Genomic DNA, 17,374 nt, shown 5'->3' on the forward strand with positions numbered 1-17,374 from the left:
ATTACTTATTTCTTACGGGCATAAGCCAGTGAAGCGGCGACAAAGTTAATAAAAAGTGGGTGCGGATTTGCAACTGTTGATTTTAATTCGGGATGAAATTGCGAACCCAAAAAAAACGGGTGATTTTTTAACTCTACAACCTCAACCAAATTGTTCTCGGGGTTAATTCCGGAAGGGATTAAACCGGCGGTTTCATACTGTTTTAAATAAACATTATTAAACTCGTAACGATGGCGGTGCCTTTCGGATATGCTGGTTTTGCCATATATCGCCGCAGCCTTGCTGTTCTTTTTCAATTCGCAGGCATAGGCGCCAAGGCGCATGGTGCCGCCTTTATTGGTGATGCTTTTTTGATCCTCCATCATACCAATAACCGGATGAAGGGTATCGGGGTTCATTTCGGTACTGTTGGCGTTTTTAAGGCCCAAAACATTACGGCCAAACTCCACAACCGCGCATTGCATACCCAAACAGATACCAAAGAAGGGTATGTTATTTTCGCGAACATAACGGATAGCTTCAATTTTACCTTCAAAACCGCGCTCGCCAAAACCAGGTGCAACCAGTACTCCGTGCATACCTTTAAGCTTTTCTATAGCGTTCTCGGGCGTTAAGCTTTCTGAAGGGATATATTCAACCCTTACCTTACACTCCTTGGTGGCGCCGGCATGTATAAATGCTTCGGTGATGGATTTGTAAGCATCAGGCAATTCTACATATTTACCTACCAGGGCAATGCGTACATCTGCGGTAGGGTTTTTTAAACGGCCCAGGAAATCTTTCCAGTTATCCAGGCTTGGTTCATTTTTGTGCGATAATTTTAATTTGGTCAACACCGTTTTATCCAGCTGCTCTTTCAGCATCAGCAAAGGCACATCGTAAATGGTTGATGCATCAATAGATTCAATAACCGCGTTAATATTTACGTTACAGAAAAGCGCAATTTTTTTTCGGATATCCATATTCAGGTGATGCTCGGTACGGCAAACCAAAATATCCGGCTGAATGCCGTATTCCAACAACATTTTTACCGAGTGCTGGGTTGGTTTGGTTTTCAACTCGCCTGCTGCAGCCAAAAAAGGAACCAAAGTAAGGTGAATAACCAATGAGTTACCCGAGCCTATCTCCCACCTGAACTGGCGTACGGCCTCGATATATGGCAATGATTCGATGTCACCAACTGTACCACCCAATTCGGTAATTACAATATCGTAATCGCCGCTTTCGCCAAGGATGCGGAAATTGCGTTTAATTTCGTCGGTAATGTGTGGTACCACCTGTACTGTCTTACCTAAAAAAGCACCTTCACGCTCTTTATTGATCACATTTTGATAAATGCGGCCAGTGGTAATATTATTGGCTTTTGATGTTGGGGTATTTAAAAAGCGTTCGTAATGACCAAGGTCTAAATCTGTTTCGGCACCATCCTCGGTTACGTAGCATTCGCCATGCTCATAAGGGTTCAATGTTCCCGGATCAATATTGATATAGGGGTCAAACTTTTGGATAGTAACACGGTAACCGCGCGATTGAAGTAATTTGGCTAATGAGGCTGAGATAATACCTTTCCCTAAAGACGAGGTAACGCCACCCGTAACAAAAATATATTTAGTCATGATTTTTTTGAAAAATGGCCTCGGTTTTATGCCGGAACCAAATGTTTGTGTACGGGATACAAAAGTAAGAAAATTTTCAGGCTTTGGAGTACTTGTGGAGAAAAAACGAAACGGGTAACGACATTTTATCAAAATTTAAATTGATAAAATTTAACTAAGTGAAATAACGATAGTTACATATCTGCCTTCTGCCTGCTGTACAAAGCTATTTTGCGGTGAAGCTCGTTCGGGTTAAATGGCTTGCTCACATAATCATTCATCCCAACAGTGAACGCCATATCCTGAATATCCAGCATGGCCGATGCTGTAAGGGCTATAATGGGCAAATTTTTATACTTTTCGTCACCTAAATTACGTATTGCCGCGGTAGTTTGATAGCCATCCATTTCGGGCATCTGTAAATCCATCAGTACCATATCGTAATTATGGGTTTGTACCAGCATCAGTGCAATTTCGCCATTCTCGGCTACATCACACTCCACATCCCATTGCTTCATAAAATGCTTTGCCAATATTACATTAATCTGGTTGTCCTCGGCTATAAGTAACCTGGTGCCTTTCAGGCTTTTTAATGCGTAAAATTCGTCGCTGTCTGATGTGCTGCTTAGGTGCCTTTTGCTGTTTTTAAATACCAGGCTAAAGCTAAAAACAGATCCAACGCCAATTTCGCTTTTTACTTTTATATCGGTACCCAGCAACTGCAAAAGGCGCTTTGTAATAGTTAGGCCCAGCCCTGTGCCGCCATATTTTCGGGTTGTATCTGTGCTGGCCTGGCTGAAGCTATCAAAAATATATTCAATTTTGTCGGGCTTAATCCCTATGCCGGTATCGGTAACTTCAAAATCAATGGTAGAGTTATCACCATCCTTACAGGCTAAAGCCGCAGTAATAGTAACCCGGCCTTTATCGGTAAACTTTACCGCATTGCTTATCAAATTGGTTAATATCTGTCCTAACCGCACCGGGTCGCCGATGATAGCATTGGGCAAATCCTGATCCATCATCAGTTTTATCTGAATGTTTTTTTCGTTTGCTTTTTGCAGCAGAGAAAGGCGGATATTTTTAATCAGATCGGTTATGCTAAAATCAACTTGTTCAAATTCAACTTTACCAGCCTCAATTTTGCTAAAATCTAGTATGTCATTAATCAGCACCAGCAGGTTTTCGGCCGAAAATTTTAAAAAGCCTAAAAACTCTTTTTGCTCGGGCTTGGGGTCCTGGTGAATGAGCAGATGGGTAAACCCTATTACCGCATTCATCGGCGTACGTATTTCATGGCTCATGATACTCAAAAACTGCGCTTTGGCCATCGCCGCTTTTTCGGCCAGTTCCTTTGATTGAATAAGCTCTACTTCCAGTTCCTTGGCCTTGGTTATACGTTCCTGCAAAAAGCTGATGATATGGATGAGGTCATCATCCGAATCGGAAAGGTTTAGCTCAACATCGGGGTTAAGCGCTTTTATAGCTTCCTTCAATTGCTGTATAGATCTTTTTTTGATCTCATTTTGCTGTCTAAGATCATCCGTTACCGCCAGGTATTCGCGTTCACTGATATTAAAAGCATGATCGGCCAGCTTTATTGATTTGTCGAAGTTGTTGAAACTGTTATTTATAGCGTTAAGAAACTGCAAAAAACCGGCATCGTGCAGATACGTGGCCGGCAGGTTTTTCTTTATTTGCTTATTTAACAGCGGGTGGTACTCCATATTATCTTTCGGTAAATGTGGTAATAGTCATGGTTTGGTTATGCAGTTCGCAATTTGAGCCTTTGTTTAAAGGCGATAGCTCACCATAGGAGTAAAAGCCCGCGATAACTGTATTATCGCCAAAAATTTCTTTTGCCGCCATCAGCTCTTCATCAGTACGCTCGTTAAGCACCAGCTTACGCCCAACGCAACTTACCATGATAGCCAGACCGGTTGCCGCCAAACTGTCGTTTGCATCAGATGCTGCCGTTGACGAGGCATTGATAAGCTTATCAAAATTGGCTTTCATGAGGCGCACATTACTACCCTCGGGCAGGTTACCTGCAAAAGTCATCGACTTTTCATCCTCATTTACGCTCAAAATGGTACGTACCAATTTTTTATCAGATCCCGCTATACTTAATGATAACGGAAACAACAAGGCAGAACCCGGAAGCTCCTTTACATACTCGCCTAAATATTCCTTATACAGGTCGAGCGCGCTCCTTTTATCTATCTCAAACAAAACATTTTTATCTGATTTGGTGATCGTACGCTGCGGGCCAAACTCGTCCCAACCCCCGCTTGAGCCATGCCCAATGTGCAAGTGATCGCCGTAAAAACCAATAGCTATCACATTGCCTTGCGCGGGAACCTGGTTAAGCCCGGTAAATGTGCTGCTAAAACGCGCCGCGTCGCCGGCAAGGCCGCCTGTTACGGGTACATTGTTTGGATTAATATTGTTAAAACCATAAACCAGTTCGCTGCCGTTGATGTAAGTACCATCGGATATCACAAAAACACAAATCAGCCCATCTTTATCAAGCTGCGACATCAGGTATGCCCCTACTTCACAACTTTTGGCATACTGGTTAACGTGGGTTGAGGCGCACACGATGGCCGATTTTTCAAACTCAATGGCAGTAACCACAATACTTTCGTCATACACCTCGCTGTCCAGTATCTCGCCCGAAGTTGAGGAAAAAACAATATCAGCAACGGGATATTTTATTTTCAGATACTCATACACTGCCGGCACAGTAATTAGCTGGGCGGCGCCAAATACAAACACAAGCTGGCATTTGGTTGGGTCAATTTCGCTATTGTCGTTGAAGTCAATCCACTTATTATTGATAAAATGATGCTGTCTGGTTTTCATGACTGAAAAGGTTTATCCCGGTGTATTTTTTGTAATTTAAGCAAAAGAAAGAGCAATAGCGGCCAAAATATTGAAAACTTGAATGATTTACCCAAAAGCTACAATTCATTAATTGATGATTATTATGCTGTTTTCCTATTGGTTAACCAGCCATTGCCGTCCTCTGCTGTCAGGCTTTTGTTCAACAGGCTTAAATCCTTTCTACGGCTTATGTTTAATAATGTTGATTTTTTTTTGCTCCAAATTTATTGATGGTTGTTTATTGGGTTATATAGTGCAATGCCCTTACCTACCTGCTCAAAATCACTAAGTTAAATTTTGTTAAAAGATGTTAAGCAGATGTTAACGCCCATGGCGCTTTGACATTTTACTTCGAAATTGTACCCCATATAACATATGACAAAACATTTACAACCTTATTTATGATGCAGTACAACAAAATCAATAACCTGCTGGGCTGGTTTTGCCTGGTAATTGCCATGGCCACCTATGTTTTAACCCTTGAGCCATCGGTAAGCTTTTGGGATTGCGGCGAATTTATAGCCTGCGCCTACCGGCTGCAGGTATCGCACCAGCCGGGTTACCCTATGTTTGCCATGCTGGGCAAAGTGTTTTCGCTGCTATCCATGGGCGATAATACCAAAGTACCTTATTTTACCAACCTCGGATCGGCCCTTGCAAGCGCTGCCACGGTAATGTTTTTGTTCTGGACAATTACCGCACTGGCAAAAAAGCTGCTTATCGCCAAAGGCGAAACAATCACATCATCGCAACTGATTGCGATAATGGGGGCCGGCCTGGTTGGTTCTTTAGCTTTTGCCTTTACCGATACATTTTGGTTCTCGGCGGTAGAGACCATTGTATTCGCGCTTTCGTCGTTGTGTACTGCTGTAGTATTCTGGGCCATTTTAAAATGGGATGCACACGCTGATGAACGCGGCGCCGATAAGTGGATAGTGTTGATAGCCTACATTATGGGCTTATCCATAGGCATCCACCTGCTCAACCTATTAACCATTCCGGCTATTACCATGGTATATTATTTCCGCAGGTATAAAAATCCTACACTAAAAAGTGGGATAGCCGTATTTATGCTGAGCATTGTGTTGCTGGCACTGGTACAGTATGGCATCCGGGAATACACCATCAAATTCGCGGCATACTTCGACCTGTTTTTTGTAAACAGCCTTGGCCTGGGTTTTGGCAGCGGCGCTATGTGCTTTATAATGCTGATTGTGGCCTCATTAGCTTTAGGTACCTGGTACAGTATCCGCCATAAAAAGCCGGCGTTAAACCTGGTGCTGATATGTTTAGCCTTCATTTACTTCGGCTACGGATCGTTCTTTTATATCCCCATCCGGGCTACTGCTAATACCGATCTGAACAACTCGCACCCGGATAATGCTTTTACCCTTAACGATTACCTTAACCGCATCCAGTATGGCGAAACGCCGCTCCTTTACGGCCCCTACTTTGATGCCAAACTTACCGATCAGCAGGAAGGTAAAAACCTTTACCGTAAGGGCGCCGATAGGTACGAAGTAAGCGGCAAAAAACTGATCAATACTTACGATCATAATACACTGATCCCCCGCATGCACAGCACCCAGGGCGACCCGCAATATGCTCAAAACGTGCAGTTTTACAAACAATGGCTGCAACTGGCCGATGACCAAAGCCCTACCTTTGCCGATAACATGAAGTGGATGTTAAGCTGGCAAATGTACCAGATGTACTGGCGCTACTTTTTATGGAATTTTGTTGGCCGCTACAATGATGCCGACGGCCAAACCAGCGCAGTATCAATAGATGGTAACTGGACATCGGGTTGGTTTGATGGCAGCAAACACCTGCCCAAATCGGTAACCAGTTCCAATACCTATACTCCTTTATATGCCTTGCCTTTAGTGATTGGTTTATTAGGCATGGCCTACCATATTAAACGTAAAAAAGCCGATGCCATGGTTATCGGTTTGCTGTGGTTTTTTACGGGGCTGGCCATTGTACTATACGTCAACCAGGCTAATATACAACCGCGCGAACGCGATTACTCCTATGTGGGTTCCTTTTATGCCTTTGCCATTTGGATAGGCCTGGGCGTGCTGGCTATTAATGATTTTATAAAATATAAAGTAAACGCCAAAGGCGCGGCATTTGCATCTGTAGCGGTTTGTTTGCTGGTTGCGCCGGTTTTAATGGCTAAACAGGAATGGGGCGGTCATGACCGGTCGACTAAGATGACGGCGCATGATATGGCTTATAATTTCCTTATATCGTGCCCTAAAAATGCCATCCTGTTTACCAATGGCGATAATGACACGTACTCCCTTTGGTACAACCAGGAGGTTGAAGGCGTGCGGCCCGATGTACGTATTGTATGTACCAGCCTCTTTAGCGGCGATTGGTACATACGCCAGATGCAAAAACCGATGAACCAATCGGCCCCGTTGCCAATTACCATGCCTTTTGATAAATACAAACAGGGCGTGCGCGATTTTATGGCTTATAACGATGCCAAAATACCCGGCCCGGTCGACCTAAAAGAGGTATTTGACTTCATCACGTCTGATGATGAACGCACTAAAGTTCAATACCAAAGCGGCGAGAGTATGAATTACCTGCCCACCAAAAACTTTAAACTAACAGTTAACCCCAATCAACTTATAAAAAATGGTGTGGTAACCCCACAGCAAAAAGATAAGCTAACCAACAGCATGGAATGGCAATACAAAGGCGATTACCTATACAAAGATAAGCTGGCCATAATTGACCTGCTGGCACATAACGAATGGAAACGGCCGGTATGTTTTACCATTGGCGTAAGCCCTGAATATATGATTGGCATGGAGCCGTACTTGTATAAAGAGGGTTTTACCTATCACCTCATCCCATTTAAAGCCGATACTGCCATACACGACCAGTTAGGCAAGGTAAACAGCCTGGTGATGTACAATAACGTAATGAACAAGTTTAAATATGGCAATTTTAAACATGCCCGCTACCTGGACGATGTAAGCAAAACCCAGTTTTACCCTTACCTGGAAACCACTTTCCACGATCTGGCCCAAGGCCTGATCAAAGATGGCCATAACGACCTGGCGCTAAATGCCCTGCACAAATTCGACCAGGAAATGCCCGATATCAATCCTAATATTGACACCGCGCATCGCAAGTTATTATTGGCGCAATTAGCCTATAAACTCAACGATAAAGAGCTGGCCAACCGCTACGCCAAAGGTATAGGCAATTACCTTACCGACCAACTTGCGTATAATTATACCCTATTAAAAGACAAACCCGAGGCTCTTAACGTTGGCGAAGTACAATTTCAGCTTTATGTGTTGAATGGATTGGCAGAAACCACCAAAGCGTACAACGAAACCGGGCTGCATAAACAATTCCGGGATGAGCTAAATGATTACGGGAGTAAGTTTGCTGTGCTGGAAAACAGGTAAAAAGCTGAAAACGAAAAGCCTAAGGCTGAAGGCTTACTTACCCATCATATGCAAGTGAACCAAACTTACGAAGTTTTAAAAACTTCGTAAGTTTTTAGCTTGCTTAGGTATATAGTTATTTAAACAAATTCAATTTTTCCAAATCAGCCGGTACATCCACCGCATGTGTTTCCAGCTCTGTTTCGGCAACTTTTATGCGGTAGCCATTTTCAATCCAGCGCAGTTGTTCCAGGCTTTCGGCTTTTTCGAGGCCCGAGATGGGGAGTTTGGTAATTTGCTGCAGCACATCTGCCCGGTAGCCATAAATTCCTATGTGCTTAAAATAAGTATAAAACTCAAGCCAGTTATCCGGCTCCTGTGCGCGAATATGCGGCAGCGTTGCTCTTGAAAAATATATGGCTTCTGACAATTTATTGATAACCACTTTAGGCGAGTTGTAGTTAAACAGCTCTTCCATGGTCAGTATCTTTTTTATCAATGTAGCTATTTGGGTACCGGCATCGTTAAAGCAAGCCGCCAGCTTGGTAATTTGTTCCGGGTCGATATACGGTTCATCGCCCTGGATGTTAATGATGACATCATATTCGGGATGTAAGGAGGCAACTTCGGCACAACGGTCGGTACCGCTTTGGTGGTCATCGGCTGTCATAACCGCAACTCCCCCAAAGGCTTGTACATGGTCAAATATGCGGCTATCGTCAGTAGCCACTATTACCTCGGCAACATCAACGCATTTCTTAACCTGCTCATAAACCCTTTGAATCATGCTTTTACCGGCAATGTCAACTAAAGGCTTTCCCGGAAAACGGGAGGACGCGTAGCGTGCGGGAATTATACCAAGGATTTTCATTTTTCTGTTGCGGGATGCCTGTTGCCGGTTGCGTGTATTTGCAGCAATCAGTAAACGTTAAATATACTATCAAAATTGCTCAGGCAGCCCGCAACACGCCACAGGCAACCCGAACCCGATTTAAAACAACCCATTAATTTCCCGTTCAATCAACTGAACTATGGTGGCCATATCCTCTGTTTTATTTGCGAAATCGAGGTTGTCTTTATCGAGGATCAGCAATTTGCCCAGCTTGTAATTTTTGATCCATTTATCGTATTTCTCGTTCAGTTTTGACAGGTAATCCAGGCGGATGCCTATTTCATATTCGCGGCCGCGGCGCTGTATGTTGCTTACCAGGGTTGGCACCGATGCTTTAAGGTAAACCAGCAAATCTGGCGGCTTTATAAACTCGGTAATATTCTCAAATATCGATTCGTAGTTTTGATAATCGCGGGTGGTCATCAGCCCCATATCGTGCAGGTTTTCGGCAAATATGTAGGCGTCCTCGTAAATAGTCCGGTCCTGTAAAATATTGCGGCCTGTTTTCTGAATATCGATGATCTGGCGGTAACGGCTGTTCAGGAAATAAATTTGCAGGTTAAAGCTCCAGCGTTTCATATCGCTGTAAAAATCTTCCAGGTAGGGGTTATTATCTACGGCTTCAAAAAGCGGTTCCCAGCCGTAGTTATGGGCCAGCATTTCAGTCAGCGTGGTTTTACCGGCGCCAATATTTCCTACAATAGCTATGTGCATGTGATGTCAATGAGTTTTTGTCTGAACCGTAATTTGTCGAATTTACAGAATTACTTGAATTTTAAAAGGCTCAATACTTTATTATTTCAACTTTTTAAATATCAAAAAAGCCCTATAAAGGGCCGTTTCTTTAAATTCTGAAAATTCCTTAATTCGTTTAATTCCGGTTTCAGACAACTTAAAATTTCTTAAACCCTATAATTTCCCGTACTTCCCTGATAGTTTTTGATGCGCTTGCGCGGGCTTTTTCTTCGCCCATGGCGGCTACCTTCCTTAAATAATCTGCATCGCCTGCAATGGCGTTTATCCTGTCGCGGATGGGCGCCGTAGCGATGATCATATCCTCGGTAAGCTGCTTTTTAAGGTCGCCGTAACGGATAGCCATTTTATTATACAAATCGTCGAAATGGGCAACGGTATCGGCAGATGATACTACCTTCATCAAATCAAACAAATTCTGAATTTCCTGGGGTTTAGTTTGATTTTCGGTTGTTGGCCCGCCATCGGTAACGGCGCGCATTACTTTCTTTTTGATGGCTTCCGGGGTATCGCAAAGGAAAATGGCATTACCCTCCCCTTCTGATTTGCCCATTTTACCTTTACCATCCAATCCCGGAATTTTCACCAGGTTGCTGCTGTAATTAAATGCAAAAGGCTCAGGAAAGTAATCGTGGTTATACAGCCGGTTAAAACGGTTGCCAAAGGTGCGGGCCATTTCCAAGTGTTGTTCCTGGTCTTTACCAACTGGTACTTTGGTTGCTTTATGGATAATGATATCGGCAGCCATTAATACCGGGTAGGTAAGCAGGCCAGCGTTCACATTATCAGGATTGGCGCGCACTTTGTCTTTAAATGAGGTAGCGCGTTCCAATTCGCCAAGGTAGGCGTTCATGTTTAAATATAAATACAGCTCGCTAATCTCGGGCACATCTGATTGTACGTAGATAGTCGCCTTTTCCGGGTCGATACCCGCGGCAAGGTACTCTACCAAAACCTGCTTTACGTTACTATGCAGGTTGGCAGGTGTTGGGTGCGTGGTTAACGAGTGCAGATCGGCAATAAAAAAAAAGCAGTTATATTCATTCTGCATTTTTATAAAGTTCTGCAACGCCCCGTAATAGTTTCCTAAGTGCAAATTTCCGGTCGAACGGATGCCACTAACAACAGTTTCCATAGGTGGCGAAAGTAAGGAATTTTTCTATTTTTGATGACGATGAAAATGATATTGAAAAAAGTGCACATCTATTTATACATAACCAGTGTAGCGCTATCCTTCTTTATATTGTGGCCTTTTTTTAATTTTTTTTCTAAAAAACCATCCCGGTACCACAGCATGAATAAATTGCGCCGGGCCTGGGGGTTCGTGAGTTCAGCCCTGGTGGGTATCTTCTATAATTTTGAATATGAGGAACGTATTGATTGGAGTAAACCCTATATCATTTGCCCAAATCACACGTCCAACCTCGATATTTCGGCTATGTGCATATTGGTAAAAAGCAACTGTAGCTTTATGGGTAAGCAGGAACTGGAAGATGGTTTGGTAACCGGCGTATTCTTCCGCTCGGTTGATATTCCGGTTAACCGCGAAAGTAAAATGTCGTCTTTTAGGGCTTTTAAAAAAGCATCTGAAAAGTTAAAGGAAGGAGTTTCGCTGGTTATCTTCCCAGAGGGCATGATCGCGGATGATTATCCCCCCAAATTGGCCGAGTTTAAAAACGGGCCATTCCGCCTGGCTATTGAACATAAAATACCTATTGTACCTGTAACATCTGTAAACACCTGGCAAGTACTATGGGATACCGGCACCAAATACGGCAGCAGGCCGGGCATTTGCCACTTTTACGTACATAAACCCATAGACACCCGTAACCTTACCATTGCCGATGCCGATGCCCTGCGCGATGACGTTTACGCCATCATTCAACAAAAGCTGGCTGCATCCCAAAACCTACACACAATTGCATAAAACTTATTAAGACCTGCAAATGAAGTTAACATGAAAATTTTAGCTTTAGGCTTTTCGCATTAAGCTTTTAGCTTTCTGAAACGAGTATTTTTTTTACATTTGGGGAACATGAAATTAACACTGAAAAGGATCCATACCAAATTTTACAGGTATAGCATAGCCGTCTTTTTCACCCTTTGTTACCCGGTTTTATATATACTCAGGCAAAAAACCAGCAGATACCGGTACATTAACCAAATGCGGCGACTTATTATTTTTTTGAGTTCGAGCATTTCGGGGATTTTTTATAGCGCCACTTTTGAAGAACCGCCCGATTGGAAAAAAACATATGTAATATGCGGCAACCACACCTCAAACCTTGATGTATCGGCCATAAATACCATCCTGAAAAACAATATTTGTTTTATGGGGAAAGAAGAATTGCTGAACAATTATGTACTCGGTTATTTTTTTAAGACCATTGATGTTACGGTTAACCGGGAAAGTAAAATGTCGTCATTCCGGGCATTTAAAGCTGCAGCAGAGCGTATTAAAAACGGGGTGAGTGTAGTTATTTTCCCCGAAGCTACTATCCCGAAAGAATATCCGCCCGAGTTACATAGTTTTAAGAACGGCCCGTTCAGGCTGGCTATCGAAATGAAAGTGCCAATTTTGCCTATCTCGTCCCTTGATACCTGGAAAGTGCTTTGGGATACCGGCAAAGAATATGGCAGCAGACCAGGAATTTGTAATATATTTGTGCATAAACCCATTGAAACGGCCCATTTAACGCTTGATGATGCCGATGCGCTGCGCGATGAGGTATTTGAGATTATAAAAAATAAACTGCAAACGGCATGACCATAGATAAAGAAACAGTTGAAAAAGTTGCCCACCTGGCCCGCTTAGAGTTAAGCGAAACCGAAAAGCAGGATATGATACAGGATATGAGCAAAATCCTTGATTTTATGGCCAAACTAAACGAGCTGGATACCACCGGCGTGGAGCCGCTTGTTTACATGACCGATGGCGCCAACGTATTGCGTGAAGATGTGGTGAAACAACAAATAACCCATGAAGAGGCGCTTGAAAACGCCCCTAAGCACGATAAAGACTACTTTTTGGTGGCTAAAGTGATTGATAAATAATTCAAAATTAAAAAGTCAAAATTAAAAAGTGCTTGTTTAACGGCTGCATTTTTAGATATAGATTTTTGATCTCCACTGCTAAGTTGGCGGCTATATTTTCCGCCATTCAGGCTTTTGACTTTTTAATTTTGAATTTTGAATTTACATTGTAACATTCCGTACCTATCAGCAGTCCAAATAAAAAAACATTCATGGAGCCATTAAAAGACAAGCCTTTAATTACCATAAACGAAATTGGACGTAAGTATGTGATAGGCAGCGAGGTGATCCACGCGCTTAAATCTGTTTCGTTAACTATAAATAAAGGTGAATTTGTGGCTTTGATGGGCCCGTCGGGTTCCGGCAAATCAACGCTGATGAATATTTTGGGCTGCCTGGATACCCCAACCAAGGGCGTGTATATTTTGAACGGAATAAATGTAAGCCACATGACCGATAATGAGCTGGCCGAGGTGCGTAACTCCGAGATTGGCTTCGTTTTCCAAACGTTTAACCTATTACCCCGTAATACAGCGCTTGATAACGTTGCCCTGCCCTTGATCTACGCCGGCATCAGCAAAGAAAAACGTACCGAACGCGCGAACGCCGCCCTTAAAAATGTTGGCCTGGAGCATAGGGTTGATCATAAGCCCAACGAGCTGTCGGGCGGTCAACGCCAGCGTGTGGCCGTGGCCCGGGCGCTTATTAACGATCCTTCTATTATACTGGCCGATGAGCCAACCGGTAACCTGGATACCAAAACATCCATTGAAATTATGGGCTTGCTGGAAGATATCCATGCCAAAGGCAATACCATTATATTGGTAACCCACGAAGAAGATATTGCTAAACATGCCCACCGTATTGTACGCATGCGCGATGGCCTGATTGAAAAAGATTACCAAAACGAGGATATCCAAAAAGTTGACAGAAGAGTTGCTATTGAAGAAAAAGCTTAAATCATCCGTTTAATTTAAGATAAAGTTCACAACCTTATCCGTTTTTCAAACTTTCAGCTCTCCCCGACTTTCGGACTTCCCGTCTTCCGGACTTTCGAACTTTCGGACTAAAAAATAAAATAACACTAAAATAATTAGCAAACTTGTATTACATTTGAAATATGTATGCAATTGTTGATATCGAGACTACCGGGGGGCATGCCAGCGCCAATGGCATTACAGAAATTGCCATATGCATACATGATGGTAAAAAAATTGTAAAACGTTTCCAGACCCTGGTTAACCCGCAACGCGAAATACCCATATATATCAGCGCCTTAACCGGCATTACCAACGAGATGGTACAAAGCGCCCCTCCCTTTGAAGATGTAGCTGCTGATATTTACCATTTGATACACGGAAAGATATTTGTAGCGCATAACGTAAACTTTGACTATTCATTTGTTCGCTACCACCTTGCCGCCGCAGGATACGATTTACAACTGAACAAGCTTTGTACCGTACGCCTTGGCCGTAAAATACTGCCTGGCCTGCCATCCTACAGCCTTGGCCGCCTGTGCCGCCATTTAGGCATCGGTAACGAAGCACGCCACCGCGCCGCCGGCGATGCCGAAGCCACCGCCGAATTATTTACACTGTTAATAAACAGCGATAGCGAGGGCCATATTAAACAGGCGCTTAAACAAAATTCAAAAGAGCAGGTATTGCCCGCCAACCTGCCTAAAAAAGATGTAGAGCAATTACCATATTCGCCGGGCGTATATTACTTTCATGATCAAAAAGGGAAAGTGATTTATGTTGGCAAAGCCAAAAACATCAAGAAACGAGTAAGCAGCCATTTTACGGGCAACAATCCCGGCTTGCAGCGGCAGGAGTTTTTGCGTAATATTCACCAGGTAAGCTACCAGGTTTGCGGCACCGAACTGATTGCCTTTGTACTGGAAGCTATCGAGATAAAACGCCTGTGGCCGAAATACAACCGCTCATTAAAACGTTTTGACAACGCCTATTGCCTGTATGCTTTTGAGGATCAGCGGGGATACACCAGGCTTGCGGTAGATAAACGCCGCAAATTCAGCGATGTTATTTATACCTGCAACTCATTGCTGGATGGTTATAACCTGCTCAATAAACTGATAGAAGCTTTTGGCCTATGCCCCAAGCTTTGCTTTATACAAACCAACACGGCCCCATGTACAGGTGCCGCCGGCAGCCAATGCGCCTGCGAAGGTGTTGAATCTGTAGAGGACTATAACAAAAAGGTTAACAACGCTATTGACCAGCTTAAACTTGCCCTGCCTACCTATGCCATCCGCGATGAAGGCCGCACAGGCGATGAACACAGCTGTATTTTGGTAGAGAAAGGCCAGTTTTATGGCATGGGTTACATCTCGCATTATTTCGACGCGGATAATATACAGCAATTAAAAAACTACCTCACCCCCTATCCGGGAAATGATTATATTAAAAATATTGTATCCAGCTACGCCTCACGATATCCAGACAGGATGGTGGTGTTTGCATAGGTTTATCCTTAAATATATCTCCCATTTCATAAATAAATTATCCCTGGTGTGATTTATATATTTCTTGATTTTTCTTGATTTTTGCAGATGTTAATATAATATTAATTATAGGGACTCACCGCTGATTTTTATTCCTTTTTTAACGTGATAAAATATCCCCCTGCTAAAAATCAACTACCTGACAATCAGCTACAAAGGTGTTCCACCCCCTATTTTCAACAAACACTAAACAGCTGACTATCAGTACCAAGGCGTTCCACACCGCTCCGGGTGCTCCACCCGTTCCGGTGGAACAACTGTGGGCTATTATTTCAAATACTTATCATACCAATCAATATAACGCTGCAGCCTATCCACCTGGTAGCTTGGCACGGTAATGCCATGAAACTGACCGGGGTAAAGCACCATTTGGGTAGGCACACCCTGCGATTTAAGGGCCTGGTACATCTGCTCGCCGCCGCTGGTTGGCACATTAAAATCCTTCAGGCCCGACATGAACTGCGTTGGCGTTTTGATTTTATCTGCATGAAAAAACGGATACGATAACTTGATATATTTTTCGGGATTTTTCCAGGGAGCCCCCAGCTCATTGTCATATTGCACCACCCATTGATCGCTGCCGTAAATAGTCAATTGCATAGCGCTGCCCGCCCCGCTGGATGCTGCTTTAAAGCGCGCATCGGTTGCTATGGTATAATCAGTCAAAATGCCGCCATAGCTCCAGCCGCCTATACCTAACCGGTCACGGTCGGCTATGCCAAACTTCACCAGTTCGTCTACCGCGCCTAACAAATCCTGAACTTCTTTGTTACCCCAATCGGCATAGATGGCTTTGGTAAATTCTAGCCCCCGGCCTGTGCTGCCCCGGTAGTTAACCGCAGCCACAGCATACCCCGCCGAAGCTAAAGTTTGCCGAACCATGTCAAATTCAAACTCATCCTGATCGGTAGGGCCGCCGTGGATATACAGGATGAGTGGCAGTTTTTTATTCACTACACTATCGGGAGTATATAAAATGCCCGAAACCAGCGTACCATCGGCACTGAACGATTGAAAACCTTTTACATAAGCCAGCTTTACACCGCTCAGCCATTTTTCCTGATGAAAGGTGAGCCGCCTGATTTTGCCGTTTTCGATAGCCACCAGTTCGTGCGGCATATAGGGCGTGGTCATTTTGGCAATCCATACGCCGGGCGCGGCACCAATAAGGTTTTCAAAGCTGCATTCGGCTCCTTTATAAACTGTAGTTGATTTGCGGAGCAGCAGGTTGTACTGGGCAATATACCTGGTGCGGTCACTGCTTACCAGGTAGCTTATATTTTTGCTATCGCGGCTCCAGGCTACGTTGCTTACCGGCCTGTCGAGCGCCTCGGTAAGCACGCGGTTATTTTTTCCGTCGGCATCCATCATACACAACAAATCGTGCTGATAAATATAATAATCGGCATCGCTTGTCGATCGCAGGTAGGCAATATGCTTTCCATCCGGGCTCCAAAGCGGCTGAATATCGTGGCCGGTAAAAGTAGTCAATTGCTTAATCTCGCCATCGTCTTTGGCCTCAACCGTAAAAATATCCGAATTTTCGTTCCTGTCGGGATCATTGGTATGGTTGCTTACAAAAGCTATGTATTTACCATCCGGGCTCCATACCGGCGATTGATCGTCCCTGCCACCGGTCGTCAATGTATCCAGCTTCTTGCTTTCAATATCATACAGGTACAAATGCGTGTGCCGGTGCTGCAGGTACCCCTCAATATCCTGCTTAAAATGGTAACGGTCTATCCTTATAGGCGGGATTGTTTTTGGCTCCTTACCATCATACTCAGGGTCTTTAATTACCAGCACCAGTTTTTTACTATCCGGCGACCATGCGTAACTTTCCAGACCGGCCTTTTTCAAATCTGTCAATTTATGCCCCTCACCTCCCCTGCGATCCATCAGCCAAACCTGGCCACCGGTTTTAGATTCCCGCTCCGATATATAAGACAGGAATTTACCATCCGGTGTCCATTTGGGCGACGAAGCCGGTTCAGCGCCATAAGTAAGCTGAATAGACTGCTTGCCATCAACACTTTGCATCCACAAATGCGATACCCGGTTATCCTTTGCAGTATCCACATCCGAAACGCTATAAGCAAGCCATTTACCATCGATCGATAATTGCGGATTGGCAAGCGTGGGGATATTATTTACATCAGATGGTTTTAAAGGGCGCTTAGCTGTTTGTGCTAATACGCCCGTAAAAGCAAAGATAGCGACAAGCATCAGTACATTTTTATTCATAGCAATGAAACAAAAATCAATGGTTTTTAGCAAA

Annotated in this window: 13 protein-coding genes; 6 read left to right on the top strand and 7 right to left on the bottom strand. The window is 43.8% G+C overall.

What is annotated here, in order from left to right; all coding sequences use genetic code 11:
• Nucleotides 1-5: 5 nt before the first annotated feature.
• The 3 genes from AC1DXF_RS05070 to AC1DXF_RS05080 all read right to left on the bottom strand — a co-directional run bounded on the left by AC1DXF_RS05070 (nt 6) and on the right by AC1DXF_RS05080 (nt 4,460).
• Nucleotides 6-1,616, bottom strand: coding sequence for a CTP synthase (locus AC1DXF_RS05070; protein ID WP_477446767.1), 1,611 nt, complete (start codon nt 1,614-1,616; stop codon nt 6-8).
• A 173-nt stretch (nt 1,617-1,789) separates the two neighbouring features.
• The gene (locus AC1DXF_RS05075) at nt 1,790-3,322 is read right to left on the bottom strand and encodes an ATP-binding protein (RefSeq protein WP_477446769.1); all 1,533 of its coding nucleotides are present in this window, start codon (nt 3,320-3,322) and stop codon (nt 1,790-1,792) included.
• 1 nt (nt 3,323) lies between these two features.
• The gene (locus tag AC1DXF_RS05080) at nt 3,324-4,460 is read right to left on the bottom strand and encodes an FIST signal transduction protein (RefSeq protein WP_477446771.1); all 1,137 of its coding nucleotides are present in this window, start codon (nt 4,458-4,460) and stop codon (nt 3,324-3,326) included.
• Nucleotides 4,461-4,882: 422 nt separating this feature from the next.
• Here AC1DXF_RS05080 and AC1DXF_RS05085 point away from each other — a divergent pair, with 422 nt between their 5' ends.
• Complete coding sequence (locus tag AC1DXF_RS05085) at nt 4,883-7,915, top strand: glycosyltransferase family 117 protein (protein WP_477446773.1); 3,033 nt, start codon at nt 4,883-4,885, stop codon at nt 7,913-7,915.
• 115 nt (nt 7,916-8,030) lie between these two features.
• Here AC1DXF_RS05085 and kdsB read toward each other — a convergent pair whose 3' ends face one another.
• The 3 genes from kdsB to trpS form a co-directional block, all read right to left on the bottom strand.
• The gene (gene kdsB / locus AC1DXF_RS05090) at nt 8,031-8,765 is read right to left on the bottom strand and encodes a 3-deoxy-manno-octulosonate cytidylyltransferase (RefSeq protein WP_477446776.1); all 735 of its coding nucleotides are present in this window, start codon (nt 8,763-8,765) and stop codon (nt 8,031-8,033) included.
• Between the two features lie 120 nt (nt 8,766-8,885).
• Nucleotides 8,886-9,500, bottom strand: coding sequence for a deoxynucleoside kinase (locus AC1DXF_RS05095; protein ID WP_477446778.1), 615 nt, complete (start codon nt 9,498-9,500; stop codon nt 8,886-8,888).
• A 178-nt stretch (nt 9,501-9,678) separates the two neighbouring features.
• Complete coding sequence (trpS, locus tag AC1DXF_RS05100; RefSeq protein ID WP_477446780.1) at nt 9,679-10,674, bottom strand: tryptophan--tRNA ligase; 996 nt, start codon at nt 10,672-10,674, stop codon at nt 9,679-9,681.
• 159 nt (nt 10,675-10,833) lie between these two features.
• Here trpS and AC1DXF_RS05105 point away from each other — a divergent pair, with 159 nt between their 5' ends.
• The 5 genes from AC1DXF_RS05105 to AC1DXF_RS05125 all read left to right on the top strand — a co-directional run bounded on the left by AC1DXF_RS05105 (nt 10,834) and on the right by AC1DXF_RS05125 (nt 15,057).
• Entirely contained in the window at nt 10,834-11,466 is a 633-nt protein-coding gene (locus AC1DXF_RS05105) for a lysophospholipid acyltransferase family protein (protein WP_477446782.1), read from the top strand.
• Nucleotides 11,467-11,574: 108 nt separating this feature from the next.
• Nucleotides 11,575-12,306, top strand: coding sequence for a lysophospholipid acyltransferase family protein (locus AC1DXF_RS05110; RefSeq protein WP_477446784.1), 732 nt, complete (start codon nt 11,575-11,577; stop codon nt 12,304-12,306).
• Nucleotides 12,303-12,593 carry an Asp-tRNA(Asn)/Glu-tRNA(Gln) amidotransferase subunit GatC gene (gatC, locus tag AC1DXF_RS05115; protein ID WP_477446786.1) on the top strand — a complete coding sequence of 97 codons (291 nt, stop codon included), beginning with the start codon at nt 12,303-12,305 and terminating at the stop codon, nt 12,591-12,593. The genes AC1DXF_RS05110 and gatC overlap by 4 nt, the downstream gene beginning before the upstream one ends.
• Before the next feature lie 191 nt (nt 12,594-12,784).
• Nucleotides 12,785-13,531 carry an ABC transporter ATP-binding protein gene (locus AC1DXF_RS05120; RefSeq protein WP_477446788.1) on the top strand — a complete coding sequence of 249 codons (747 nt, stop codon included), beginning with the start codon at nt 12,785-12,787 and terminating at the stop codon, nt 13,529-13,531.
• Nucleotides 13,532-13,692: 161 nt separating this feature from the next.
• Complete coding sequence (locus tag AC1DXF_RS05125; RefSeq protein WP_477446790.1) at nt 13,693-15,057, top strand: exonuclease domain-containing protein; 1,365 nt, start codon at nt 13,693-13,695, stop codon at nt 15,055-15,057.
• 306 nt (nt 15,058-15,363) lie between these two features.
• Here AC1DXF_RS05125 and AC1DXF_RS05130 read toward each other — a convergent pair whose 3' ends face one another.
• Nucleotides 15,364-17,340, bottom strand: coding sequence for a S9 family peptidase (locus tag AC1DXF_RS05130; protein WP_477446792.1), 1,977 nt, complete (start codon nt 17,338-17,340; stop codon nt 15,364-15,366).
• Nucleotides 17,341-17,374: the final 34 nt, after the last annotated feature.

Source organism: Mucilaginibacter sp. P2_A5, assembly GCF_056404995.1.

Coding starts and splice junctions, on each gene's coding strand:
- AC1DXF_RS05070 (WP_477446767.1), bottom strand. CDS start 1,616: ATGACTAAATATATTTTTGTTACGGGTGGCGTTACCTCGTCTTTAGGG.
- AC1DXF_RS05075 (WP_477446769.1), bottom strand. CDS start 3,322: ATGGAGTACCACCCGCTGTTAAATAAGCAAATAAAGAAAAACCTGCCG.
- AC1DXF_RS05080 (WP_477446771.1), bottom strand. CDS start 4,460: ATGAAAACCAGACAGCATCATTTTATCAATAATAAGTGGATTGACTTC.
- AC1DXF_RS05085 (WP_477446773.1), top strand. CDS start 4,883: ATGATGCAGTACAACAAAATCAATAACCTGCTGGGCTGGTTTTGCCTG.
- kdsB (WP_477446776.1), bottom strand. CDS start 8,765: ATGAAAATCCTTGGTATAATTCCCGCACGCTACGCGTCCTCCCGTTTT.
- AC1DXF_RS05095 (WP_477446778.1), bottom strand. CDS start 9,500: ATGCACATAGCTATTGTAGGAAATATTGGCGCCGGTAAAACCACGCTG.
- trpS (WP_477446780.1), bottom strand. CDS start 10,674: ATGGAAACTGTTGTTAGTGGCATCCGTTCGACCGGAAATTTGCACTTA.
- AC1DXF_RS05105 (WP_477446782.1), top strand. CDS start 10,834: ATGAATAAATTGCGCCGGGCCTGGGGGTTCGTGAGTTCAGCCCTGGTG.
- AC1DXF_RS05110 (WP_477446784.1), top strand. CDS start 11,575: ATGAAATTAACACTGAAAAGGATCCATACCAAATTTTACAGGTATAGC.
- gatC (WP_477446786.1), top strand. CDS start 12,303: ATGACCATAGATAAAGAAACAGTTGAAAAAGTTGCCCACCTGGCCCGC.
- AC1DXF_RS05120 (WP_477446788.1), top strand. CDS start 12,785: ATGGAGCCATTAAAAGACAAGCCTTTAATTACCATAAACGAAATTGGA.
- AC1DXF_RS05125 (WP_477446790.1), top strand. CDS start 13,693: ATGTATGCAATTGTTGATATCGAGACTACCGGGGGGCATGCCAGCGCC.
- AC1DXF_RS05130 (WP_477446792.1), bottom strand. CDS start 17,340: ATGAATAAAAATGTACTGATGCTTGTCGCTATCTTTGCTTTTACGGGC.